Source organism: Paenibacillus sp. FSL F4-0087, assembly GCF_038020215.1.
Lineage (GTDB): Bacteria > Bacillota > Bacilli > Paenibacillales > Paenibacillaceae > Paenibacillus > Paenibacillus taichungensis.
Genome location: NZ_JBBODJ010000001.1, coordinates 4358867 through 4382048, shown reverse-complemented (window position 1 = coordinate 4382048; position 23182 = coordinate 4358867). Strand labels below are relative to the sequence as shown.

Here is a 23182-nt window from a genome sequence, read left to right as displayed (position 1 = left end):
GTAGCAGCTTAACCAAAGAAACCAGCAAATCCCCAGATGATGGGCGACTTGCTGGTTTCTTCGTGTTGTGGTTATTCGGTCCTTATTCAGACAGTAACGGTCCGCAACCAATGCTTCTCAATGACGTATTATAGAACAAAATGGAAAGGATGGCGTTTATATGGGAGAGTCACTCAAAAAAATGAAGTCCCCCACCTTCATTTTCTTTTCATGCGTCCTGGTCCTGTCCGTAATCATCGCAATCCTGTCCAGACCTTATTTCACAGAGCCGATTTTCCATGTTGAGAACAACAAGTACACATTCGATAGTGAACAAGGTAATCTAACGACTTATCGCAGCAGAACGGCAGATCCTATTCAAGTACGCCTTGATCATCAGGAACGGACTGTTTACATCAATCATCAGCAATATCTCATCACGAAAATTGATTCTGCGTTCAGTACAACGTATAAGTTGATATATCCTAACGGGAACAAATATGAAGTCCAAGATCATTCCGGACAATTAATAAGTTTTGATGCAAAAGGCAATAGCGTTTCCGAGGTCTTCTTGTACGTTGGCAGCCAAAGAGTACTTCAGGATGGGGAAGAACAATTCTCTCCTGCAACGCTTGTAACAGCCGCCTACCCAGATTATCATTACACTCGTGGTGCTCCAGGTTATCTGTTTCTCGCATTAGCCGCAGCGATATTCGGATGGTGCAGCTTCCGTTATCAAAAATTTCAAGACTTCCTTTTCTACCTCTCGCTTCGTTCGTTCTGGGCGAACGATGCAGAACCTAGCGACTTTGATTACTTTTTGAGCAAAGTATGCGGGATTGTCGTTATGATAGGGGCTTTCTGGATCGCTATTAATGCATTCTGAACTGAAAGCAATTCGATGTACCATAATTGATTTTTATTTTACCGTCTCTAATGTATATCGATTGCGTGGAATCTCAAGACCCAGATTACCGCGCAGTGTCTCATGCTCATACTCGGTACGGAACAGGCCGCGCTCTTGTAAGACAGGTACGACCAGGTCCACGAAATCCGCGAGTCCGTTCGGCACAACTGTACGAATGTTGAAACCGTCCGCAGCTCCCCCTTCGAACCACTCCTGAATCTGATCAGCGATCTGATCCGGTGTACCGATGAAAGATGTGCGAGGTGTCGATGCAAGCAATGCCACTTGGCGGAGGGTCAGCCCCTGTTCTCGTGCCTGCTGCTTGATCTTGTCCGTTGTACTGCGGAAGCTGTTACTGCCCAAATCACCAATCTCCGGGAAAGGCTCATCCAATGGGAATTGGGCAAAGTCATAATGATCGAAGTAACGTCCCAAATAATTCAGTGCATGGTCAATATCGACCAACTCCGCGATTTCCTGATACTTGCGCTCCGCTTCTTCCTCCGTTCTGCCCACAATGGGACCGATGCCAGGGAAGATCAGGATATCTTCTGCCTTACGACCATAAGCCACCGCTCGTGCCTTCACATCCGAATAGAACTCCTGAGCTTCCTCCAACGTCTCATGCCCCGTGTATATAGCATCGGCCGATCGGGCCGCCAGATCCTTGCCGGATTCGGAAGAACCTGCCTGGAAAACAACCGGATGTCCTTGCTTCGAGCGCGCCACATTGAGTGGCCCCTGGACGGAAAAGTGATCTCCATTGTGGTTCAGCGTATGCAGTTTGGATGGGTCGAAGAAAACACCGTTCTCTTTATCCCCGATAAACGCGTCATCCTCCCAGGAATCCCACAGGCCTTTAACCACATTCAGATGTTCTTCTGCAATTTCGTAGCGCAGCGCGTGGTTCGGATGTTCACCTTTGCCAAAATTCAGAGCCGAGCCTTCCAGTGGTGAAGTGACTACGTTCCACCCGGCTCTTCCTCCACTAATATGGTCCAGGGAGGCAAATTGTCTTGCCACTGTGAACGGTTCACTATACGAGGTGGACAACGTGGCGACCAGCCCAATGTGTGAAGTTGCTCCCGCAAGAACGGAGAGCAGGGTTAACGGTTCAAAACGATTCAGAAAATGCGGGTTGGATTTCTCGTTAATAAAGAGGCCGTCGGCAATAAAGAGCAGATCGAACTTCCCTTCCTCTGCCTTAATCGCCTGCTTCTTGTAGAAATCCAGATTTACGCTGGCATTGATCGGAATATCCGGGTGTCGCCAAAAAGAGATGCTATTTCCCACTCCATTCAAGTTTGCTCCCAATCTCAATCGTCGTTGTGACATATTAATTCCTCCCTATATTGTGGTGATGACCATTTAATTCAGTCCGAGTACCTTTTTTCTCTGAGAGTCGTTTCTTCATTTCATCATTTCTTTATGCTGTTTGCGCCTGCTTCTGCTGCTGCCATACCCAATCCCGGTTTATTCGCCTGGTTCCTTTCGCTTACCCGGACTGTCCAAGCTGCTCCCAGAAGGACAATGCCTGTTAGGAGAAAAACAAAAGGAATCCCCGTCCATCCGCCCAGAAAACCGCCAAGTAACGGGCCGAGTACAATACCAAATTGATTCGCAGTCTGACTCAGACTGACAGCCCTTCCTCGGAAATCACGGTCAGCATATTTGATGATTAACGCATTCAAGGCCGGATACACGGCAGCGAAGAACAGACCATAGACAAATCGCAGACTTCCAAAATAAATGAGGTTATACGCCGTCAGTTGCAGTAAACTGCCAATGCCGCCGCCCAGCAGGCCGATAAACAGGGTTTTCTCATATCCGATCTTCCCGCCAATTCTTCCCCAGCGCGGCCCCATAATTACCGTTGCCACACCGATAGCCGAGAAGACGATTCCTGCACTGAGTGTTGCACTACTGACGTCCCCACCAATCTGGACCACATAAAGCGTCAGCACAGGTTCAATAATGAGCACAGAAGTTGAAACGAGCAAAATCAAACCATAGATCCGCATTAATCCCGGAGTGGAGGCTGCTTTTTTCAGATCACCCAGAATACTTGTGCGAACCACAGTGCGGGGACCGCGGGCTTCTTTTACCCATATCACCATCACAGCCGAGAGCAGCGTAATGATCCCCGATGCGATAAAGCATCCGCGCAGCCCGATCCAATGGCTTAGTACTCCACCCACAAGCGGTCCCAGAATTCCTCCGGCAGCCGTGGATGTGGAGATGACACCAAGCGCATAACCTATATGCTTCTCCGGTGTATTGGTGCCGACTAATGTAATAGATGCAGGATTGAAGCCGGCCATGAGTCCTTGAAATATCCGCACAGCGATAAACGTGTAAGGGTCATAAACGAAATAGTTAGCCAGATGAGCAATGGCGAGACCAACGCCCGAACGAATCAGCATCAGTTTGCTCCCGTATCTGTCAGCCAGCGAGCCCCAGAAGGGAGCACATAGTCCGCTGATCAGAAAGCTGATCGAAATCGAAATGCCGGACCAGACTTCCAATCCGCTCTGAATACCGAGATCATTTTGCAGAAACAGCGGAAAGAACGGAACAGACAAGGTGTAAGACATATGATTGAAAAATAGGCCAAACCACAGAATATACAGATTTCGCTTCCAATGCGGCATCACGGCATTCTCCATACTATATAATTCCTATATAAAAAGTAGGTTATTATCCATATTAGAATACCGTCACGGGAAAGTATAATAGAAAAGTTCAATAGACCCATTCAAGAATTAAATGAATGGATCTGTTAGATGCTGCTATTTTGACCGTAACGATTACTGTACTTGAACGGACATGAATACATCCACCTCATCTTCACTGTCCAAAACAAACCCAAAGCGCTCATACAAACGCCGAGCCGGACTGCCCTGCAATACATTTAAAGTAACACGTTTGCCCCGGACCTCATCCCGTTTCAGCAGCATGTTCAGCACTTGGGTCCCTATTTGCCGACCCTGATAGTCGGGATGGATATAGAAATGTTCCAGTAGCATTTCCTCCGATTTGGGTTTCAGCGCTACACACCCCACCAGTTCACCCTCGACCTCAATAATCCACGTATACTCAGGGTCAAATGTATTACGGAAACGTTCACGGACCTTCACCTCATCGTACCTTTTCAACCTGTTTAAATCATCATATAGAACCAAAGCTCGCAACTCAGCAAGGTTCTCCTGATCTGCCTGCTTGGATTGACGCATGGTTATTTGGTTCATTGGAAGGGCTCCTTTTACGCATAATTTATTCGAATTCATGCTGCCTACGTTGCATCTTCCTCATCCTTTTCTTCCAGACACTTCTGAATGAATTCAAATAACCCCGCAGCTTCAATTGATCGATGTCCCCAATCATGCCAAAAGTACAACACCTGTCCAACCGTTCCCGCACTAGATGGGTCAGTGTCCAGACATAGATAATCCCCACCACCATTTTCTGCAATCGGAATCCATTTGCAGTTCCACAGTACTGGCTTAATGGCATCATCTTCAATCTCAGGCTCCATATCATCCGAGTCGAATTCTTCCTGCAAAAACGTCCAGTTCTCCTTCACCTGATCCAAAGGTGACAATGTCAGGTTACGCACAAAGGAATCTACGCCAACATTCCAGGCTTGTCCGTTATGCACACGATACAGAGCCTTCATCTCTTCAGGCAATGTCACCCCAAGTTGATTTTCCACAGATCGAAAATCTTCATCGCCCGCACCAGGTTGAAGATTGAGCGCTACTTCAAAATCTGCATTTGCACCCGTCCCTTTTTCAATAATACGTTGCCATAGCAGCTCTGCTTGCTCTATCATTCTCCATTCTCCTTCTTGTGCGCTTTATAGATTGTCTAGTCTAATGATATAGAAAATCTAACTGTACGATATCAGAGATAGGAAATACAAGGGAGTGCATGACGATCGTGTTAATCCCACATTATGCCAAATCAAAAAGCACCGCCCAACGGATCAATTCCGTATAGACAGTGCCCATTGTATAGCCTTATTAGTGCATATCATGTTATTAATATTGTCTATATAGATTTCAATGCATCATTAATCTATGAGGATTTGATAAATTCATCTGGCTAGAGCAGCATCCGTTCACCTTATTATCCCACATTTTTTGGTTTATGTACTTCATCTGAAACTTACATTATTTCGTTATTCATTCTCTTGGCTTGTACAATCTCCCTGATGATCTTAGAACGATTCCAGACAACAAACTTGAAGACATGTCCACTGTCTAATGTAATGGTAATTCCGTTAGGAATTAGTCCCCATGTCGCACTTTTCTCAATCTTAGTCATAGCCCAGATCTCGATTTGAACCCATTCCGTCTGAAAATTCAGACCGTGAGGAATAAAAACTAATCGTTCATTAGTAAGGAAAAGCTTTCCTCCTACTCCTTCAAAACCTCTTAACCAGTTTGCTTGAATCCTTTCAAAAATGACGTACTCAGTAGGGCCCAATTCTTCCATTTCTATCAGTCTCCTTTTTCAGCCTATAGCTTGAATCTCTATTATTATAGGTCGTTTTGACCGATATAGGAATATTTTGCACATGTTCATTTGTAAAAAAAGCACTGCCCTACGGAATCACTCCGTCTTGGACAATGCTTAATATATTTTTGCTTTGAAAGGAAAGAAGGAAAGCTTCCTCTCGATTCCGGATTACATCTCTTTCAAAATACCTTTAACCAGCCCGATGAAGGTTGTTTTCACTTTTGCGGCGACTTCAATCACTTCATCATGACTTAACGGCTGATCCAGAATGCCGCAAGCCATATTGGTCAGACAGGAAATGCCCAGTACTTTCATGCCGCCATGAATGGCTACAATCGCTTCAGGTACCGTCGACATACCCACAGCATCCGCGCCCATCGTACGAATCATGCGAATCTCTGCTGGAGTCTCATACGCAGGACCACTCCACCATGCATATACCCCTTGCTGCAAACCAACATTCTGCTCCTCCGCTACCTTCAGGGCGATACTGCGGAGTTCGCGATTATATACCTGTGATACGTCCGGGAAACGCACACCCAGTTCGGCATTATTCGGACCCATCAGCGGATTATTCCCTACCAGATTGATATGATCCGTAATCAACATAAGCTGTCCAGGTTCGAAGCTGGTATTGATTGCTCCACAAGCATTGGTGATAATCAACTGCTCGACACCCAGTGCTTTCATAATCCGAACCGGGAACGTTACTTCATCCAGCGTAAAACCTTCATAATAATGAAGGCGTCCTTTCATAGCTACGACAGTCTTGCCCATCAATTCTCCGATGACCAATTCGTTAGCATGACCAATCGCCTCGGATTGAGCAAAATAAGGAATGTCCGTATATGGAATGACGGTTGCATTCTCGATCTCGTCCGCGAGCGCTCCCAGCCCTGATCCCAGAATCATGCCCACGACAGGTTTGTTATTAATACGGTTTAATATGTAATCTCTGGCTTCCTGAATATGTGCAGATTGATGCATAGATATATTCCCCCTGAACATCTGAGTTTGGATTAAGTAAGTACTATAAACCAAGTGTAATGAACTTTAGTAATCAAGTAAATGGGAGCCGGATAAAGTGGACTCTGCCTCCCCTCCCGAAAGCAGGTTAAAGTTTGAGCCTGGACTGTAACACGTCGAAATATGGTCTCAAAATCTCATCAAAATCAGGTTCGTCGCCTTAACATTAAATAGATGATGGATTCTTTATTATGCAAAAGAGGAGCGGATGTATTATCCACTCCTCTTTCTTTCTATTTAATCTGCGCTTGCCGTAATGTGTTCCCACTTGTCATATTCCTCAAGCATGCCATTCAGCTGCGTACGCGCCATCACAAGCCCCATGCTTCCGAGAGCCAGTCTTCTTGGAGGATTGTCTGTGCCGGCAATATCAGCAACCGCTGACATAGCTTTTTCAACATCGCCATAAGGCGCGGTCTCAGCAAGATCATTATACCAATCATACAGCGGTTGATAGTCCGGGATATCGCTTGTAATTTCTTGAGTATTTCCTTGGAAACCTGTCTTGAATCCTGCTGGCTCTACAAGGGTAAGGTTTACACCCAAGCCCTTAACCTCAGCGGCCAGACCTTCACTCAGGTTTTCAAGCGCTGCTTTAGAGCTACAGTAGATAGACAGCGTTGGCAAGCTTTGTACGCCGCCCATAGATGAGATATTGATAATGTGACCCGAGCGATGTTCCCGCATCTGTGGAAGAACGGCTTGAATGGTGGTCATTACACCAAACACATTCGTTTCATATTGCTGACGTGCTTGGTCAACGGATACTTCTTCAAAAATACCTGCTTGAGCATATCCGGCATTATTGAGCAGCACATCAATTCGTCCATATTGGCGCGTTACCGCATCCACAACCTCGTGGGTCATTTCCTGATTAGTAATATCCAGGGCCAGCACTTGTACATTACTATATTGGCTAAATTCAGCGGCAGCTTTCGATGTATCCCGCATGGTAGCGACGACATTCCATTCACGCTTCGCAAATTGAAGAACCAATTCTTTACCGAAGCCTGTTGATGTACCTGTAATTAAAATGGTTTTACTCAAGTGTATTCCCTCCAGATCACGAATTGAGCTTGGCTCGTGAGATATCGTAACCCTTAAAGTTCACTTTAAGGCAAGTATTATTTTTCAATGGACTCCCACCAGCTTGAAGTAGGAAATACACTTGAACCGATAATCACCTTTTCTCCAATTTTTGGCGTAGATAAAGCTACACCTAGCTTATCCGCAGCTGCTTTCGCGCGCTCAATGGGGTCTGTCCAACTGTGCAATGCCAGGGTGAATGCTCCCCAATGAATAGGAATCATTACTTTACCCTTTACATCCTGATACGCTTGCACGGACTCCTCAGGAACCATATGAATGTTGGCCCATTTCACATCATATTGACCTGTCTCTATGAGGGCAAGATCGAACGGACCGTATTTATCGCCAATCTCCTTAAAGTGAGGACCATAACCACTATCCCCGCTAAAATATACATTCGATTGTTTACCTTGAATAACCCAGGAACTCCATAACGAGGAACCAGAACGGACACCGCGGCCAGAGAAATGTCTTGCGGGCGTGCTAACGAAGGTTAACCCTTGATACGATGCTTCTTCCCACCAGTCCAGCTCTTTAATCTGGCTCGGATCTACACCCCATTTTGTCAAATGTCCAGCGACCCCTAACGGAACGATAAATTGTTTGACCTTTCCTTTTAGCTTACGGATAGACTCATAGTCCAGATGATCATAATGGTCATGCGATATCAAGACGACATCGATGTCAGGCAAATCCTCAATCTGTGCTAGCGGCTTATTGCTATATCTCTTTGGCCCCGCGAAAGCAACGGGAGAGGCGTATTTACTGAATACTGGATCTAGCAGAAGCTTCACTCCACTGACCTTCATCAATAGGGTCGAATGACCAAACCACATGACTTGATCCTCGGTACTGTCTGAGAATGCTTTTGCATCAAAGATTTCCATTGGAAGGGTTACCTTTGGTCGGCCATTTGGGTTTCCTTTTATCGTATCGTATAAGGCCCCAGCGGTATCTTTTAAACTATAATCCATCGATGTCGGTATTTGATTGTGAAACTTCCCATCGATAAAGTTAGCGGATTCATGAATACGCCGCTTACTATCCGCTGAACTTCTCCCTCCAAGAGGCGGGTAATAATTTACGACCCAGAAAATCACTAATACGAGTACGACCAAGATTATTACATATTTCATCCTGTCTCTCCTGCTTTCTCATTCCGATGAAATTTTTTTAACCCTGTTAGCATACATCTTAAAGTGCACTTTAAGGCAAGTTTTTGATTACAGAAAAAGCCACCCTATTCTTACATAGAGTGACTTGTCACAATCTCGACTTATATGGTTGTATCTAATTCCCCAATGTACGTTAGAAAACGTTCCTCAGGATTTCCCTTTTCTATATCGTTATACACTTCAAGCTTCTGGCTAACCGCTTCAAAAGCCTCATTTAGCACTTGCTGTTTTCTCTTGATCTCCGCTTGATGGGATTCTAGTATGGCTCTGCGCTGTCCGATCGTTTCATCTCCCTGCAAGGCAAGGTCAACGATTTTTTTCAAATCCGCTACGCTCATTCCTGTGGCACGAAAACATGTTATTAAGCGAATCCAGTCTATATCTCGTTTTTCAAAAAGGCGGTTGCCGTGATTATCCCTACGAATATCGGGTAAAAGTCCTTCTTTATCGTAAAATCGGATCGTATGAGCAGGGCAATTTAATTTTTCAGATACTTCCTTGATTGTAAACAAATTCACTCTCCCCCAAGTCCAGTTCATAAGATGTTACAGCTAGCTCTATTATAAGCAAAAAATTGCCCTTAATCGAAGCCAGCCCCTTTATTCCTTATAATAAAGGTACATAAATGCCTCTATTTACACTTGGGAGGTAGTTGGACGGTGATTGAGTCACCTTTGAGACACCCTTAAGCCACCGTGAACCATACTTAAGACACCTTCATCCTCTCGCCCCACTCTTTCTCCCCACACCTTCTCGCCTCTTAGCCCCAATCCTGCTCAACTCTCCCTCTCTCTTTTATCCATTTTATATAGTATCTTTTTTCCCTTTCAGCAACGATTGGAAAGCCAGCTTTAACACCGGCGGAACTGCAAAAAAGATAAACAAGGTTCGGAAGAGCTGATAGCACGTTACAATCGACAGGTCGCCGTTGACTTCCTTAGCGATGAGGGCCATTTGGTCCATACCGCCTGGCGATAGGCTGAGAAATGCAGTGACGATTGTGATGTCATGCATTCGTGTCAGCAGCAAGCTAAGTCCCATGGAGACCCCAATCAGCAGCACGCCACTCAATATTGCGAGCAAAACGATTTTTGCCTTGTTCTTTAGACTCTCCAGATCCAGCAGCAGCCCAATGTAGCCCCCGATCATCAGTTGTGAAAGACTGAGTACGACGGGTGGCAACGCATGACCCTCATACCCGGTCAAATTAAGCAGGATCGTACCCATCATTGGTCCAAGCAGAAAGGCCGTTGGCATCTTGATCTTCTTGGCGATGAACGCACTAAGTACGCATACTGCGGCAAAGACCAAAGTATGCGGAAATAACGCAGCAGATCCGCTCGCAGCAGCAGCTACGGCGCTATGGCTGCCACTGACATGAAACAATGGGCTGAAGATCAGCAGCGGCACACAGAAAATAATCATCATCAGGCGGGATACCTGCAAAAAGGTGACGACAGTGATATCAATACCCTTCACTTCTTCGGCCAACGTAATCATCTGGCTGAGTCCTCCGGGAATGCTGCCCATGAGCACCGTTGGGAAAGGAATACCGGATAATTTCGAAATTAAATACGCAATGGCTCCGGCACATAACAACAGCAGAGATGTGAACAGAATCATCGTCGGCAACTGAAGTCCGATCTGCGTTAAGGTCGACAAGGTGAACGAAAGCCCTAGGGTATAGCCGATGATAACCATGCCGGTATCGCGGACTTGTCCAGGCCAGTATAAGGTGATTCCTTTAAACAATCTGGAGCCGATCACGAGGAACACCATCGAGCCGAGTAGCCAGGGAATTGGCATATGGATCAGTTGGAAAACAAATCCACCAAGGACAGCAATGGCAAAGGTTATCACAAAACGGACCCACTTACTCTTTTTCCACAACGCAACCCGGGCTTCGCCGGTACCATCCATTACAGGTTCTCCGTTATTTTATCTAGGGCCTGTTGAACATCGCCTTTAAAAATGCCTCCATGGTAGCAAATTACAGTCTCTATTGGATAAGCCTTCAGCTTGCGGAGTGATTCCAGCGCGAGTGGCATATCTGGCGTAACTGCCGGATTAGGGCCTATCAGCTTATCGTTTTCAACATTTAATGCATCACCTGCAATGAGTGTCTTACTAGGCTCATGGTACAAGCTGATATGACCCGGCGTATGCCCTGGTGTATGGATTACAGTCAGTCCGCCGCCGAAAGGCAGTTTCTCTCCGTCTGCCAGCAACGTGGTCACATTCTTTTCCTTTCCAGAAAAAGTAGCTTCAAATGCAGTAGCAAGATCCTGCGGAAGTGAGGCAATCAGCCCTTCCTTGCGTTCCCCGCTGAATTTAATCATCGGCTTTAGGCCATCGATATAAGGCTGGTCATCCGCATGGGCATACACCTCTATACCTTCGCCTTTGAACTGCGGCAGGCTGCCTACATGATCGATATCCTGATGGGTTAAAATAATGGAATGAGAGGCCGCAGGGTCAATTCCCGCTTGGATCAAAAGCTCCGTGATTTGGCCGTAAGAACCAGGCATTCCGGTATCCACCAATACATAAGATTGCTCGTCACGGATTGCCACCGGGTTAATAACAAAATCATGCTCGCCCATCTTAAGAGTAAGCACTAGCATTGCAATCTGTTCGTTAATTTTCATATTGTGCCAAAGCGAATGCTCTGGCTCACCTCCCTAGAAATAAATCAAAAAACTTACAAGTTCATTATATGACTTTGTAGTTTTTTCGTCAATTTCCTTTATTGACCACAATAAGAAGACATGTCAGAATGTGAAGGGGTGGTTAAAATGGAACAATTCAAAAGACAACTAATCGTCGATACAGCAATGCGCATTTTTAGAGAAAAAGGATATTTCTCAGCCTCCATGCAGGACATCGCAGAAGCTTGTAGCATGGCCAAGGCGAGCATCTATAAAGTATTTTCCTCTAAGGAAGATCTATTTACCGGGGTATTTGTCGAGGTACACAGAATCCTGTTCGAAGAGGCAAGGGAGCTTGATCGGAGACTTCGGCTGGAGGGGCTTCCACCAAAAGAAGTACTGCGCCAAAAGATCGAATTTCAGCTGCAATATATGCTTGAAAATTATTTTTTCACCAGTGAGTTTAAAGAGCTGCCGATCACAAGTAATGAGAACTTTCTAATCGAATGGAGAAAAAAACGTGCCTCTCTGCTGACCTTACATCAGGATTGCTTCTACGAAACATACGGCGAGCCTATTCTCCCATATCTCGGGGATGTTGTCGCTATCTTCCGCGGCATGGTCAAAGAATATCTGTCTCACACTTTTCAAGCGGTGATTGCTGCTCCCATGGCTAATTTGGCTGGATTTATTGTGGATCGGCTGGATGTTGTTATCGGAGATTTGATCGCAAGCAAAGCCCAACCTGTGCTCAAGGCATCAAGTGCCTTTTTCAACGAAATCAATCCACCAGATGACCAGACCCGGCAGGACAATCTAGATGATCTTCTGAAGTTTTTTGCCGATAAAATCCGCGAGCTACCACGGCCAGAGCCCATTCAGAATGAACTGCTTGAGGTTATCGAATGGCTAAAGTTAGAGTTAGGACAACCCAAGCCTAATGGTACTCTTCTACGGGTATATATCAACTTTTTGGATTCAGTTAGTGAGTTAGCACCTTATGTGCGACAGCTTAGTCTCGTACTGAAACGTTCGTCAGTAGAATAAGATTCACTACAAAGAAAAGCAACTGAAATTAATCAGTTGCTTTTCTGCATATAAATATACTTACTCCCTCTTTAACTATTGTCGAGATTAATTCACCACAGCATCACTTCAAGTCCCCACCGGAACCGATCCATGATGACAGCTTACCTTTTTCGATGATCGGTACGGAATTATTGAACGGGGTTTGCTTTCCGTTTGCTTTCCGTTTGCTTTTCATGAAATCCATCCCCATGCTCAGCAACAGCATCAGTGAAGCAAACATCACGGATTTACCAATGGTTCTTTCAGGAAAGATCATATAGGCAGCTAGAAAATTGCCTGCGAAAACAAACAGGTAATTGCGGATGCCATCCATCTTCTCATCTCATTTCGGAATCAAATTTAGATTTCACTGTAATCTGCTGCTCTACCTTATCATAATTTTCCATATAAATCCATAATACAACTTATCTCTTTCGCTCAATCCCCTCATAGACCGCCTCGCAAAGTTCAGTTGTGAATCTGCCGGACATGCCCTCCAGAGCCGTATTGGTAAAAGCTACAACGCTCAGTTCTTCTGTTGGATCAACAAACCACGAGTGACCATAGGTTCCACCCATGCGCCACGTTCCAGTAGATTCCAGAGTACCCGCCTCAACCGGATCTTTCAGCACCGTGAATCCCAGCCCAAATCCTCTTCCCGGCCAATAAGGCATCTCCAGATCGCCAATCTGATTAGTCGTCATTTCGACGACCAGCTCTTTAGGAAGAAGCGAACCTCCACCTTGACGCAGCGTTTCAAGCAATGCTAGAAAGTCTCCTGCACTTCCGATCATGCCCGCACCACCCGAAAGATAGGCCGATGGATCAAGGTATCTTTCGGATGCGAGTTGGAAGCCTGCCGTTCCTTCAATAAAAGGTACATGGTCCTCATCGCGCAAGCGACGAGTTTGCCCCGAATTGTTGGAACTGTCCGCATAGGCAGCTGTCATTCTCTCCGAGTCCACAGCGACAAAATCTGTATCCTTCATGCCCAGCGGATGAGTCACGAGCAGTTGTACGGCCTCTCGCAGTGTCAGCCCGGTCACTTTCTCAATAACTGCACCGAGTACATCTGTTGCAATCGAATATCTCCACATCTTCCCGGGCTCATACAGAAGTGGAGCAGAAGCAATCCTCTGCAAATTCTCTTCCAGCGTAATATCAGCGATATCCATCCCATCTGATACTCCGGCAAGTTCGTACGTTCCTCCGTTTTCCTGAAAAAAACGATACGTTAAACCCGCCGTATGTGTCATCAGATGATGAACCGTCATGGAGGCCACTTCCCCATTTGGCTGTTCGGGACGGAATTCAGGTAGCCATTTCATAACCGGGTCATCCAGCTTTAATTTACCTTGGGATATCAATACCATGGCGGCGGTGGATACAATCGGTTTGGTTACAGAAGCATACCTGAACAGTGCATTTTCTTGCATGCGTCTGTTCTGTTCTCGATCGGCGAGGCCATCCGCGCTGTTATAGACCACTTCCCCTTTCCACGCAATCTGAACAACGGAACCCACAATTCTTTTTTCTGCCAACGTACGGTGAATCACTTCTTCTACAAATGCAGGATTAAACTTCATATTTCTGTCTCCCATCTCACTCTTCCCCTCCATGTGCCACGTGCTTGATTATTTAAGTAAGTGTGCTTATTATATAAATGATCTCATCCATATTACATAAAACAACCAAGTTATCTGCTTTAATCTGCGATGAATATAAAGGCATTTACAAAACATTTCCTATAATTTAAAAGGAGGCCATCTTATGGACCAAATCGATACTAATATCCTCTTTCATTTGCAAAACCAGGCAAGGCTATCCATGACGGAATTGGGCAAGCTGGTCGGTTTATCTCAACCCGCCGTAACGGAACGCGTGAAGCGTCTAGAAGAAAGCGGTGTAATCGAAGAGTACCGTACTATCATTTCCCCGCAGAAAATAGGGAGGTCGAGTACTTCCTATCTTCTTTTTCGCACACGGGATTGTCATGCCTTTCTTGATTTCTGCCGTTCGTCACCCGAAGTGATCGAATGTCATCGCGTGAGCGGAGAGCATAATTACCTGTTGAAGATCATGACAGATTCGATTGCTGGTCTTGAAGCATTTGGAGACCGATGCGATCAATACGGTACCTACACCACCCTCATCGCGATGTCCTCACCTATTGCAACCAAAAATCTCATTGAAGGAACGAATCCGGTGTAAATGTTTCATCGATCATAGTTCAATAACCTATCTTGGGAAACCATTTTTACTGGCGGACCAGGCGACGAGTAAGGCCATAACGATCAACAGGATCAGGGAAATGGGCAGGAAACGAGCGCCTGTCTGGTCCAGCAGGATAGCTCCGACGATCCCTCCCCCTCCGATCCCCAGGTTCCATGCTGTCACCAGCATGGATTGGGCAACATCGGCACTTTTGCCTCCGGCCTGCGCAATTGCAGTCTGTAATAACGTAGCCGCTCCGCCAAATGTAAGCCCCCAAGCGACTACTCCCAGAATGATCATTATCGGTTGATGGATAAAGATCCCCATCACCAGCGAGGCCAGCGCAAATAGAACAAGGCTAACCAGAATCAATAATCTCATGTAACGGTCAATCAACAGCCCAATAATCCATATACTGATTACCGAAGTCACTCCAAAGATCATAAGAACCAGGTCCACCCTTTCGGACAGCATCGTCTCGCCCAGATAAGGTGAGATGTACGTGTACAGAATGTTATGGGCCAGTACCCAGGTCAGAACAACAAACAATATGGGACGAACCCCCGGTATAACAAAAATCCGATGAAGCGCAAGCTGATCACGTGCAGGCTCTCCCTCATAGTCAGGTACTTTCCAGAGCACCCACAATACAAGCACTACCGTCAATAATGAAACTGTTCCAAAAATAAGACGCCATCCTGCGTAATTGCCCAAAAAGGTACCCAAGGGAACGCCCAATGCAAGCGCGAGTGGTGTGCCTACCATGGCGACAGCCATCGCTTTTCCCTTTAACGAGTCTGAAACCATCCGGCGTGCGTAACCTGCAGTCATCCCCCACAACACTCCAGCAGATACACCCGCCATGAAGCGTGCAGCAAGGGTCAAACCATATACTGAAGATACGGCCGTAATCGTATTAAAAATCAGAAAACCGAAGATGCATAATAGCAGCAGTGGCCTGCGTTTCCATCCACGAGTTGCTGTCGTCAGCGGAATTGCCGCCAGAAGAGATCCCACTGCATACAAAGTGACGAGCTGTCCAGCAAGACTCTCTTTGATATTCAGATCTTGCGCTATTTGCGGCAGCAGCCCCGCCGGCAGGCTTTCTGTAAGAATACATATGAATCCAGCCATGGCCAGAGCGAGCAGCGCTGACCAGGGGAGGCGTTCTTTTGCGATTGTGTTCGCGTTCACAAAGACTCTCCTTTATCCTCTTATTTTTGTATAGTCCAGAAGCCTCTGGCCTACAGAATAAGCTTATAAAATCGAACCCACATTTGGCATACATAATCAACGGCAGATCGAGCGTTTTATAAGGATAATCCATTTAATTTTGGTGTTTCACTTCGAATTTCAATGTAAACGCTATTAAAGCAATTATCATAGCGTACTGGATCATTAAAGAGGATGGGAAAACAACGAAGGGAACATCGAAGATGACGAAGATGATTGATAGCATTTCTGTTACTCGCTAGAATGATAAGATAATACATAGGCTTTGACTCCAATGCCTTTTAACACACACTGAAATCGGCTTCATAGAGGGGAGACATCCCGATGTATAATCTTACATCCATTGAGCACCACACCAGGCTGCCCTCTAACGGCAACCCGTTCACACATACAGAAGGACAACTGTTATTGCTGCTGGAGGATGGAGAGATCTGTCTAACCGTGAATTGTCAGCATCGCGATCTCAAGGCAGGGCATTTTATTTTTCTCCAAGATGGCAAACAGCTGCAGATTAGGCAGACTTCCGAAGATCCTTTACGCATCATCGCGTTGGAGATAGAGGGGCAAGTCTCGAATAGAGAGGATTCCGAAGAGGCTCTTATTCTCCCTCCCCTTTTTGAGCATAACCGTGTTGGTATTCTGCAATCCCATGAACGCGAGTTAATCAAAGAACTGCACATTCTCTGGCAGAAGCATAATCAATGGGAGCGTATTCGTATTCAAGGACGATTCCTGCAGTGGGCCGCAGATGTAGGAGAACGGCTTGAAGCCACCTCCGATTATGACTCGGCCAGTCTTGTACTGGACGCGCTGCGTTACATGGAGCAGAACTATCAGACGCCGATTACACGCCAACAGCTTGCCGAACGGGCTGGTTTCTCCGAGGGGTACTACTCCCGTTTTTTCAAGAAAAACGTGGGCAAAAGTCCGCAGGAATATCTAACCGACATTCGAATGCATCACGCCAAACGGCTGCTCACTAGGCAACAAAGCTCCATACAGGATGTAGCCGCCCAAGTGGGTTATAACAACCCTTTATACTTCAGTCGCATATTCAAAAAAACCGTGGGCCTCTCGCCCACCGTCTATATTCATTCGAATCCACGTCAGATCAGAGTGGCCGCCATGAATAATCAATATACAGGGCATCTGCTAGCACTGGGACTGGAGCCTTGCGCCGCAACGGGACCTGCTTTCAAAGCCGAAACCTCTTTGCTCGATCATACGCTTTTCATGAATGCCTATGAAGGAGAAGCGCCCGATTCAACTACATTGCTCCGGGCTGAACCGGATCTGATTCTGACCAGTGAATATACAGACGATACATATGTTCAGCAGCTAAACCAGATTGCACCTACACAGACGATTGCTTTTCAATCCCAGGACTGGCGCAGTCAGTTCCTCGAAATTGCTGAGGCGACCGGACGAAATCAACAAGCTTATAGCTGGCTGGATGAATATGATGAGAAATCCCATCAGGCTGCAACCCATCTTCGTCAGCAGATTGGCTCTGCTTCAATCGTGTCATTACTCGTTCGCAGTCAGGATTGTTTTGTTGCCGGCTACCGCCATATGGGTGCGGTCCTGTATCAGGATCTGCAATTGTCCACTCCTTCCCTAATCCATGAACAGCAGAGCCACTATATTGCTGAGGATTGGAAAATGGACGATCTGGACGCCGATTACATCATGCTGGTGTTCCACCCTTCGGTCAGTGATGCCGAGCAGCAGAGATGGTTGAACTCACCGTGGTGGAAAGCGCGGGAAGCTGTGAGGCGAGGGCGGGTTTATTGGGATCAGATGAATTATGTATTCGGCAGCTATAATGCCTTCTCGCATGATCTGTTATTACGTGAAATTCCCGAGCGCCTTCGGTCACTATCGTGCATGTGAATGGTTCCTTTTGTGCCTCGACGCACTGAATCTTCTCTCCTATACTAGTAATTGAGAATGATAATCAGTAAAGGGGAACATGCACATATGAATACAGATATAAGAAACAAACGAGGATTTAAACCCAATTTGAAGGCAGGCATCATACTAATGCTGCTGCTTATTATGGTTGCCGGGTGCTCCAAGGCCGAACAGGCTTCTACGGGTGAATCCACTTCCGCAGCAAGTGAGTCAACAGAGAGCACCAACGGCACCTCATCGTCGGATAGCGAGGCAAACAATACGGAGACACGCACCGTTGAGGGTATTAAGGGTCCTGTTGATATTCCTGCTGAACCCAAGCGTATCGCTGGCTTGACCTATGCGTATGCCGATCACCTCGTGGCATTGGGCATGAAACCATACGCCATGGTGACCCAAGTCGGCCAGGAGATGCCTGCCTATCTGAAGGACAAGCTCGAAGGTGTCGTACCGCTCGGTTCCGTCAATGAATTCAACAAGGAAGCACTTCTGGACACAGAGCCGGATCTCATTCTGTCCAATGAAGTACTTGTTGATGAATACGACGCGATCAGCGCAATTGGACCGGTATATATGAGCAGCTACTTCAGCAATTCGCTTGAGTGGTTCAAGGATACAGCCAAAGTATTGGGCAAAGAAAAAGAGGCAGACGAAATCGTGGATCAGTTGTATCAAAAGGCGAAGGATCTTGGCACCAAGGTTGCTGCCAGCGATGCGGCGGATGATACCATTCTGATTTTTCGTTTGACCGATAAGCAGATTCAGGTATTTGCTCCAAGTGACAAATCACCTAACGCCTTCTATTCTCCGAACCTGCTGTACGATATAGCCGGACTCCATGCACCTGATCTTGCCAAAGCAGGCATCGTCATGAATGAAGTTATTGAGAATGTGTCGCTCGAATTGTTGCCTGAATTGAATCCGGATCGTATTTTCATGATCATCTCCGGTAGTGAAACAGATAACGAACAAGCGCTCACTAAGCTGCGTGACAATGCAGTCTGGAAAGGCCTGAAAGCTGTGAAAAGCGACCAGGTTTACATGGTGGACAACACGGTTTGGGTAGCTGGATTTGGACCGATTGCCTATGGTCAGGTTCTGGATGAGGTAGAACAAGCTTTGCTTGGAAACTGAACGCAAGATCTCTAGAGATTTGCAGCATAATTAAAAAAATAGGCATGTCGTTTACATGAAGGGAGAAGGCCCTCAACGTAAATGCATGCCTGTTTATGTTTATGATTTTGTTTCTCATTTTAATGTATAGCCCCCGAGATAGGTTTCCATCAGTTCATTAGAGAGCTGAATGGCTTCCGAACGATTCGTTGCGGGCATCGAGAGCATAAGCCCATTTTCGGAGCTCCACCTTTTACTGTTCTGCTCTCCGCTTGGATGCTCCTCCGAAATGGCGATGGTGAGTTTGCTGAATGCACGATCAACGAATAGTGTTCCGTATAGGAAGATACCCGTTTTCCCATTTCCAAAATTAATGTATGCCATCGATCCGTATCCTTTATGAAAACGAATTTCGAGACTCTTTTGATCTTCGGGTACAGGGAAAGATTCATCTTCAATATCAATAGTTCCTCTGAATATGTAGTCACCCGAGGTCGTTAGATAACGCTTGCCATCCATCTTGATATGAACCGTTTGCTCTGACTCCCTGTTGTCTTCTCCCAGCCGATATTTTACACCCACTCCATCAAGATGGATCGTTCTGGGCAGAAATAGAAGAACCACACTGATTACAATCATCAATACCCAGATGGCAAGCACGATCGAAATGATTTTTTTCTTCATGGTCCAACTCCTCAACTCATCGGTCTACAACTTTTGAAGATATACTGTCTCTTCCTGATCTTCATTCCATTGAATATGGACAGGGATTGGAAAGTCTTCATTCTCCCTCCTATCAAAGATGGTATATGAATTAATTACAAATTATAACATATAAACTACTCGCATAACGGTTTAAAGCAATTCGCTTACTTTCATTACGGCACGGAATCAGGCCTATGCTTACAAATGACTTAAAACACACAGCTGAAATTGGCACACAACTTTGCATACAACAAAAAAACCGGTCACCTCGTGACCGATTTAATCAGCTCCTCGGGGAGCGTTGGGATATAAGTGCGAATGACACGGGCCCTATAATTGAAACTGCTTAATGCGTGTGAAGGGTTACAACTTGTCCACCTGTAATAATGTTACCTGCTTCACCGTACAAGCTGGACTAATCTGCTCCTCAGTGAGAATGTTTAGCTTAATGAGGCTTTTCAGCTTATGACTGTCCACCTTGGACAGCAGTCGCCAGATGTCCGGATCGGGAAGGGATGCGTACAACTTCTGATCATCATATTCCTTGCGGTGCTGAAGCACCGTTTTCACAGCGTATCCGCCAACTTGCGTCTCATAGACGCCCTGCTCCTCACAATACCCGACAATCTCATCTCGTAACACAGATAGTCGTTGTTCAATTTCTTTTTGCTGCTGTTTCAGTTCAAAATAGGTTTGCACCTTCTGTTCCATACCTATCACGCTCCTCTATACCATAGGTATGCAGTGAAGGACAGTTTAGGACAATACTACAGCAGTTCATCATTTAAATATGAATTATTGCCAATAATCTTTTTAATCCGCTGCATCACGCCCGGACCCCTAGGAACATTAGACACTCGCTTTAATAGAATCCAGCGCAAACAAGCCATCGCTTCAAAAATCTCCGCATCGTCTGGTGTGTATTCCGTCAGACTCTTGAATAGAGCACTGTATATCTTACCGTTTCGTTCCCCTGTATAGATCGTCATCAAAAAAATGGACCAAGCTATATCGTACCTGGGATCACCGCGCTGCCCATTTGTCCAATCGATAATCGCATATTGATCACCTGCCTCCAGAACATTTCCCAGGTTATAATCACCGTGGATCAAATGATCCTGCCTAAACTCAGTCCGTTGAAGAAGGCTCGTCAGGATCTGATGCATATCCTCATGCAATTCAATGGAGGGGAAAAAATATCCAACGAAATCATATTATGGTATGAAATTGGCATCCGCGTTACCTGTATCATTTACATCATAACCATGGACTTGAATTAACTTTTGAGCTAATTGCTCCAGCTTGGTTTTGCTTAACTTGGCTATAGGCTCCCCGTCATAACTCGTTAACAGGACTTGATTAGAATCCACATCCATGCCCCAACCGTACGGCTTGGAGACTTGTATTCCACTCTCGTATAGTTCAGATAATAGTTCATACTGGTTGCGAATATTGGGTTTGGAGTCCTTGTTCCATATCTTTAATACATAAGAGTGATCACCGCATTCTATCTTCACAACGTCTGCTTCCAGCCCTGGTGACAGGGGAAGCATCTTGTATGGTTTCCCAAGCAGACAGCGAGTTTCTTCGCTCAACTCCATCCAACGGATACTTTCCAGCGTTAACCTCATTTTGCCCAACCCTTCTCTGTGAAATTAGAAGAAATAACGGCATTTGATACTCCATAGATCTTTACAATGATTTATCAAAAACCTTCTGCCACTTCTTCTCATTATATCCGATGGCAATATAGAACCGATGCGCAGCTTCCCTTTTCCCGCTTGATCGCACGCGAATCTTGTTAAACCCGTTCATCCGTGCCCATTTCTCACATTCGCTCATGATCTTTTTACCAATTCCCGCACCTCTATGATGCTCATCAACAACCAATCCACCAATCTCGGCAAAAGGTACACTTTCGATAGAAAGTCTTCCCTGTACATGCCCCCAACCCACAACAAGGGAATCGATCTCAGCTACGCAAACATAATGATCTGTCATTGAGTTTAGTCGATTCAACCTTTCGATGATCTCTTCTGTTGTACTGGTGTAACCCAGTTGATGGGATAATTGGCTAATCCCCTCGCCATCCCCAATTCTAGCTTCTCTGCAATGAATCATAGTGTCTCCTTTTCACTCTAGTTGTCAGGTGTAATAAGTCCTTTACCAATGAAATTCGCAGACACGGGCTTCTTGTCCAGTTCTCTGGACCATACCGATATTTGCCCCATATGGTGAATCTCATGAGCAATCACGTGACGCATCACTTCTCCCCACGATTCCTTGACGACGGTGCTATCCAATTCAGGATCGATGTAGGGTCTCTTTTCCATGTCGGAATCCCAGGATAGAACAAATGCCTCCACATCAGGTCGCAGCTTGCGGTCGAATTGTCGTACGGCTTCCAGTGTTTTATAATCATCAAAATTCTCCATACCATCCGGTTTGCCCTGCAATAATTGAAGCCAGCTCCACTCTACATCGATGATATGAAAAAACGTTTGCAAAATATTGCCTACTCCCCCCGTCCGAGGTCGAAGCAGCTCTTCTAGCGGTACATCCTCACACCACTGAAACCATTGCTCACGCACGATCCAGTTATAACGAAAGAAAGATTCCATTTAGCCATTCTCCTTTTCTATATAATTGAACTAAAAAATATTTACACTTGCCACTCCGATGACAGAACAACCTTCTGATCGCTGTTATCCCCAGATTTTTTGGAATCCCTTTTTCAAAGGGGAAAATCCGGGGATAAAGGCGAACGCTCCGCTTCTTCAGGTTATTTCTGCCCTCTACGTTCTCGTGTAAATGTTTAGTTCAATTTATATATCATGCTTTTTAAGTGTTTTGATCAGTTCCATATTGGCAAAAGTCTTATCTGAATATTCAAGGTCTCCGTAAATCCCGCTAATCTGATCAAATCCCGATTTGGTCCAAAATCGTAATGCAGGCCAATTTTTGAGCGCCACGTTAATTCTGATTTCCTTATAACCAAGCTCGAAAAACAATTGGGTTAACGCATGCATCATTTCTTGTCCATAACCCTGCTTCTGGGTCTCACTATGAATATACAAAAATTCGAGATAAACTGAATTCTCCATGGGGTAGCCATGGTATAGGCTCAACACACCTATATTTTCGTCTTCCTGAATCGTACGAATGGTCTGAATTCGGTAGTTCTCCATCCTTCCCCCTGGAGGCAGATTGCCTTTCTCAAAGCATGATCTCACATAATCCGGCTCATGATCTCTTCCGTCCCATTCCTGCACATAGTTACTCGTATCAACAATGGATTGAATATCGGAAATCTCAGATTCTTTCAAATCGGAAATGAAAAGTCGCTCTGAATTCCATGCCGTTGGAATCTGTTTCATATCATCATCCCCAATCTATTCGTGCCTTCTATCATAACCCATGATATGGTAAAAATAAAAGAGCCGCGATCGTCGCAGCTCCCTACTCTTTTGGCTTCGTCATTCTCTTCTTTACATAGAGTAAAACGTGAATTCCAGCGTATATAAACAGGACATTAAACAGATAAAGAAGAGCATTTACATAAACATTGGAAAGGAACCAGATCGTATCAT

24 protein-coding genes and 1 pseudogene are annotated in these 23182 nt (G+C 45.6%); 5 read left to right on the top strand and 20 right to left on the bottom strand.

Features of this window, described 5'->3' with window-relative positions; genetic code table 11:
- Nucleotides 1-181: 181 nt before the first annotated feature.
- Entirely contained in the window at nucleotides 182-865 is a 684-nt protein-coding gene (locus tag MHB84_RS20195; protein ID WP_143764550.1) for a hypothetical protein, read from the top strand.
- A gap of 33 nt (nucleotides 866-898) precedes the next feature.
- Here MHB84_RS20195 and MHB84_RS20190 read toward each other — a convergent pair whose 3' ends face one another.
- The 11 genes from MHB84_RS20190 to MHB84_RS20140 all read right to left on the bottom strand — a co-directional run bounded on the left by MHB84_RS20190 (nucleotide 899) and on the right by MHB84_RS20140 (nucleotide 11345).
- Entirely contained in the window at nucleotides 899-2221 is a 1323-nt protein-coding gene (locus tag MHB84_RS20190; RefSeq protein WP_076287861.1) for an LLM class flavin-dependent oxidoreductase, read from the bottom strand.
- A gap of 83 nt (nucleotides 2222-2304) precedes the next feature.
- Nucleotides 2305-3552: an MFS transporter gene (locus MHB84_RS20185; protein ID WP_256716736.1), complete on the bottom strand. Its 1248-nt coding sequence runs from the start codon at nucleotides 3550-3552 to the stop codon at nucleotides 2305-2307.
- A gap of 141 nt (nucleotides 3553-3693) precedes the next feature.
- Nucleotides 3694-4134, bottom strand: a complete 441-nt coding sequence (locus MHB84_RS20180) for a GNAT family N-acetyltransferase (protein ID WP_076287860.1) — start codon at nucleotides 4132-4134, stop codon at nucleotides 3694-3696.
- 44 nt (nucleotides 4135-4178) lie between these two features.
- Entirely contained in the window at nucleotides 4179-4718 is a 540-nt protein-coding gene (locus tag MHB84_RS20175) for an SMI1/KNR4 family protein (protein ID WP_076287859.1), read from the bottom strand.
- Between the two features lie 335 nt (nucleotides 4719-5053).
- On the bottom strand, nucleotides 5054-5383 hold the full coding sequence (locus MHB84_RS20170; RefSeq protein ID WP_076287858.1) for a GRAM domain-containing protein: 330 nt from the start codon (nucleotides 5381-5383) through the stop codon (nucleotides 5054-5056).
- Nucleotides 5384-5575: 192 nt separating this feature from the next.
- A complete protein-coding gene (locus MHB84_RS20165) occupies nucleotides 5576-6394 on the bottom strand; it encodes a purine-nucleoside phosphorylase (RefSeq protein ID WP_076287857.1) in 819 nt (272 codons plus the stop codon).
- A 276-nt stretch (nucleotides 6395-6670) separates the two neighbouring features.
- Nucleotides 6671-7480, bottom strand: a complete 810-nt coding sequence (locus tag MHB84_RS20160; RefSeq protein WP_064635958.1) for an SDR family NAD(P)-dependent oxidoreductase — start codon at nucleotides 7478-7480, stop codon at nucleotides 6671-6673.
- Between the two features lie 77 nt (nucleotides 7481-7557).
- A complete protein-coding gene (locus MHB84_RS20155; protein WP_076287856.1) occupies nucleotides 7558-8658 on the bottom strand; it encodes an MBL fold metallo-hydrolase in 1101 nt (366 codons plus the stop codon).
- Nucleotides 8659-8798: 140 nt separating this feature from the next.
- Nucleotides 8799-9236, bottom strand: a complete 438-nt coding sequence (locus tag MHB84_RS20150; protein ID WP_064635956.1) for a MerR family transcriptional regulator — start codon at nucleotides 9234-9236, stop codon at nucleotides 8799-8801.
- A 265-nt stretch (nucleotides 9237-9501) separates the two neighbouring features.
- Entirely contained in the window at nucleotides 9502-10617 is a 1116-nt protein-coding gene (locus tag MHB84_RS20145) for an AbrB family transcriptional regulator (protein ID WP_076287855.1), read from the bottom strand.
- On the bottom strand, nucleotides 10617-11345 hold the full coding sequence (locus MHB84_RS20140; RefSeq protein ID WP_076287854.1) for an MBL fold metallo-hydrolase: 729 nt from the start codon (nucleotides 11343-11345) through the stop codon (nucleotides 10617-10619). Before MHB84_RS20140 ends, MHB84_RS20145 begins: the two co-directional genes overlap by 1 nt.
- 147 nt (nucleotides 11346-11492) lie before the next feature.
- Between MHB84_RS20140 and MHB84_RS20135 the strand changes: the two genes are divergently transcribed.
- Nucleotides 11493-12392, top strand: a complete 900-nt coding sequence (locus MHB84_RS20135) for a TetR/AcrR family transcriptional regulator (protein ID WP_076287853.1) — start codon at nucleotides 11493-11495, stop codon at nucleotides 12390-12392.
- 103 nt (nucleotides 12393-12495) lie between these two features.
- On the opposite strand, the gene MHB84_RS20130 is transcribed toward MHB84_RS20135, so the two are convergent.
- Both MHB84_RS20130 and MHB84_RS20125 read right to left on the bottom strand, forming a co-directional pair.
- Nucleotides 12496-12747, bottom strand: coding sequence for a hypothetical protein (locus tag MHB84_RS20130; protein WP_076287852.1), 252 nt, complete (start codon nucleotides 12745-12747; stop codon nucleotides 12496-12498).
- A gap of 91 nt (nucleotides 12748-12838) precedes the next feature.
- Nucleotides 12839-14014: a serine hydrolase domain-containing protein gene (locus MHB84_RS20125; RefSeq protein WP_076287851.1), complete on the bottom strand. Its 1176-nt coding sequence runs from the start codon at nucleotides 14012-14014 to the stop codon at nucleotides 12839-12841.
- A gap of 169 nt (nucleotides 14015-14183) precedes the next feature.
- Between MHB84_RS20125 and MHB84_RS20120 the strand changes: the two genes are divergently transcribed.
- On the top strand, nucleotides 14184-14624 hold the full coding sequence (locus tag MHB84_RS20120) for an Lrp/AsnC family transcriptional regulator (RefSeq protein WP_063565290.1): 441 nt from the start codon (nucleotides 14184-14186) through the stop codon (nucleotides 14622-14624).
- A gap of 27 nt (nucleotides 14625-14651) precedes the next feature.
- On the opposite strand, the gene MHB84_RS20115 is transcribed toward MHB84_RS20120, so the two are convergent.
- Complete coding sequence (locus tag MHB84_RS20115) at nucleotides 14652-15761, bottom strand: MFS transporter (RefSeq protein WP_083678804.1); 1110 nt, start codon at nucleotides 15759-15761, stop codon at nucleotides 14652-14654.
- Between the two features lie 423 nt (nucleotides 15762-16184).
- Here MHB84_RS20115 and MHB84_RS20110 point away from each other — a divergent pair, with 423 nt between their 5' ends.
- Together MHB84_RS20110 and MHB84_RS20105 are read left to right on the top strand one after the other, a co-directional pair.
- Nucleotides 16185-17753 carry a helix-turn-helix domain-containing protein gene (locus MHB84_RS20110; RefSeq protein WP_076287849.1) on the top strand — a complete coding sequence of 523 codons (1569 nt, stop codon included), beginning with the start codon at nucleotides 16185-16187 and terminating at the stop codon, nucleotides 17751-17753.
- Between the two features lie 87 nt (nucleotides 17754-17840).
- Nucleotides 17841-18908 carry an ABC transporter substrate-binding protein gene (locus MHB84_RS20105; RefSeq protein ID WP_076287848.1) on the top strand — a complete coding sequence of 356 codons (1068 nt, stop codon included), beginning with the start codon at nucleotides 17841-17843 and terminating at the stop codon, nucleotides 18906-18908.
- A gap of 114 nt (nucleotides 18909-19022) precedes the next feature.
- On the opposite strand, the gene MHB84_RS20100 is transcribed toward MHB84_RS20105, so the two are convergent.
- The 6 genes and pseudogenes from MHB84_RS20100 to MHB84_RS20075 form a co-directional block, all read right to left on the bottom strand.
- Nucleotides 19023-19571 (bottom strand): hypothetical protein, encoded by a 549-nt coding sequence (locus MHB84_RS20100; RefSeq protein ID WP_076287847.1) that lies wholly within the window; start codon nucleotides 19569-19571, stop codon nucleotides 19023-19025.
- Between the two features lie 384 nt (nucleotides 19572-19955).
- Nucleotides 19956-20303: a hypothetical protein gene (locus MHB84_RS20095; protein ID WP_076287846.1), complete on the bottom strand. Its 348-nt coding sequence runs from the start codon at nucleotides 20301-20303 to the stop codon at nucleotides 19956-19958.
- Between the two features lie 56 nt (nucleotides 20304-20359).
- Nucleotides 20360-21145 (bottom strand): annotated as a pseudogene (locus tag MHB84_RS20090) (aminoglycoside phosphotransferase family protein).
- A gap of 139 nt (nucleotides 21146-21284) precedes the next feature.
- Entirely contained in the window at nucleotides 21285-21713 is a 429-nt protein-coding gene (locus MHB84_RS20085) for a GNAT family N-acetyltransferase (RefSeq protein WP_076287845.1), read from the bottom strand.
- Nucleotides 21714-21730: 17 nt separating this feature from the next.
- The gene (locus MHB84_RS20080; protein ID WP_076287844.1) at nucleotides 21731-22213 is read right to left on the bottom strand and encodes a DinB family protein; all 483 of its coding nucleotides are present in this window, start codon (nucleotides 22211-22213) and stop codon (nucleotides 21731-21733) included.
- A gap of 204 nt (nucleotides 22214-22417) precedes the next feature.
- Nucleotides 22418-22969 carry a GNAT family N-acetyltransferase gene (locus MHB84_RS20075; protein ID WP_076287843.1) on the bottom strand — a complete coding sequence of 184 codons (552 nt, stop codon included), beginning with the start codon at nucleotides 22967-22969 and terminating at the stop codon, nucleotides 22418-22420.
- Between the last annotated feature and the right edge of the window lie 213 nt (nucleotides 22970-23182).

Excerpts from the sequence above, each read along its gene's own strand:
- MHB84_RS20190 (WP_076287861.1), bottom strand. The coding sequence starts at position 2,221 with ATGTCACAACGACGATTGAGATTGGGAGCAAACTTGAATGGAGTGGGA.
- MHB84_RS20165 (WP_076287857.1), bottom strand. The coding sequence starts at position 6,394 with ATGCATCAATCTGCACATATTCAGGAAGCCAGAGATTACATATTAAAC.
- MHB84_RS20150 (WP_064635956.1), bottom strand. The coding sequence starts at position 9,236 with ATGAACTGGACTTGGGGGAGAGTGAATTTGTTTACAATCAAGGAAGTA.
- MHB84_RS20145 (WP_076287855.1), bottom strand. The coding sequence starts at position 10,617 with ATGGATGGTACCGGCGAAGCCCGGGTTGCGTTGTGGAAAAAGAGTAAG.
- MHB84_RS20135 (WP_076287853.1), top strand. The coding sequence starts at position 11,493 with ATGGAACAATTCAAAAGACAACTAATCGTCGATACAGCAATGCGCATT.
- MHB84_RS20080 (WP_076287844.1), bottom strand. The coding sequence starts at position 22,213 with ATGGAATCTTTCTTTCGTTATAACTGGATCGTGCGTGAGCAATGGTTT.
- MHB84_RS20085 (WP_076287845.1), bottom strand. The coding sequence starts at position 21,713 with ATGATTCATTGCAGAGAAGCTAGAATTGGGGATGGCGAGGGGATTAGC.
- MHB84_RS20130 (WP_076287852.1), bottom strand. The coding sequence starts at position 12,747 with ATGGATGGCATCCGCAATTACCTGTTTGTTTTCGCAGGCAATTTTCTA.
- MHB84_RS20105 (WP_076287848.1), top strand. The coding sequence starts at position 17,841 with ATGAATACAGATATAAGAAACAAACGAGGATTTAAACCCAATTTGAAG.
- MHB84_RS20170 (WP_076287858.1), bottom strand. The coding sequence starts at position 5,383 with ATGGAAGAATTGGGCCCTACTGAGTACGTCATTTTTGAAAGGATTCAA.
- MHB84_RS20075 (WP_076287843.1), bottom strand. The coding sequence starts at position 22,969 with ATGAAACAGATTCCAACGGCATGGAATTCAGAGCGACTTTTCATTTCC.
- MHB84_RS20100 (WP_076287847.1), bottom strand. The coding sequence starts at position 19,571 with ATGAAGAAAAAAATCATTTCGATCGTGCTTGCCATCTGGGTATTGATG.
- MHB84_RS20110 (WP_076287849.1), top strand. The coding sequence starts at position 16,185 with ATGTATAATCTTACATCCATTGAGCACCACACCAGGCTGCCCTCTAAC.
- MHB84_RS20125 (WP_076287851.1), bottom strand. The coding sequence starts at position 14,014 with ATGGGAGACAGAAATATGAAGTTTAATCCTGCATTTGTAGAAGAAGTG.
- MHB84_RS20195 (WP_143764550.1), top strand. The coding sequence starts at position 182 with ATGAAGTCCCCCACCTTCATTTTCTTTTCATGCGTCCTGGTCCTGTCC.
- MHB84_RS20175 (WP_076287859.1), bottom strand. The coding sequence starts at position 4,718 with ATGATAGAGCAAGCAGAGCTGCTATGGCAACGTATTATTGAAAAAGGG.
- MHB84_RS20140 (WP_076287854.1), bottom strand. The coding sequence starts at position 11,345 with ATGAAAATTAACGAACAGATTGCAATGCTAGTGCTTACTCTTAAGATG.
- MHB84_RS20095 (WP_076287846.1), bottom strand. The coding sequence starts at position 20,303 with ATGGAACAGAAGGTGCAAACCTATTTTGAACTGAAACAGCAGCAAAAA.
- MHB84_RS20115 (WP_083678804.1), bottom strand. The coding sequence starts at position 15,761 with ATGGCTGGATTCATATGTATTCTTACAGAAAGCCTGCCGGCGGGGCTG.
- MHB84_RS20155 (WP_076287856.1), bottom strand. The coding sequence starts at position 8,658 with ATGAAATATGTAATAATCTTGGTCGTACTCGTATTAGTGATTTTCTGG.
- MHB84_RS20185 (WP_256716736.1), bottom strand. The coding sequence starts at position 3,552 with ATGGAGAATGCCGTGATGCCGCATTGGAAGCGAAATCTGTATATTCTG.
- MHB84_RS20120 (WP_063565290.1), top strand. The coding sequence starts at position 14,184 with ATGGACCAAATCGATACTAATATCCTCTTTCATTTGCAAAACCAGGCA.
- MHB84_RS20180 (WP_076287860.1), bottom strand. The coding sequence starts at position 4,134 with ATGAACCAAATAACCATGCGTCAATCCAAGCAGGCAGATCAGGAGAAC.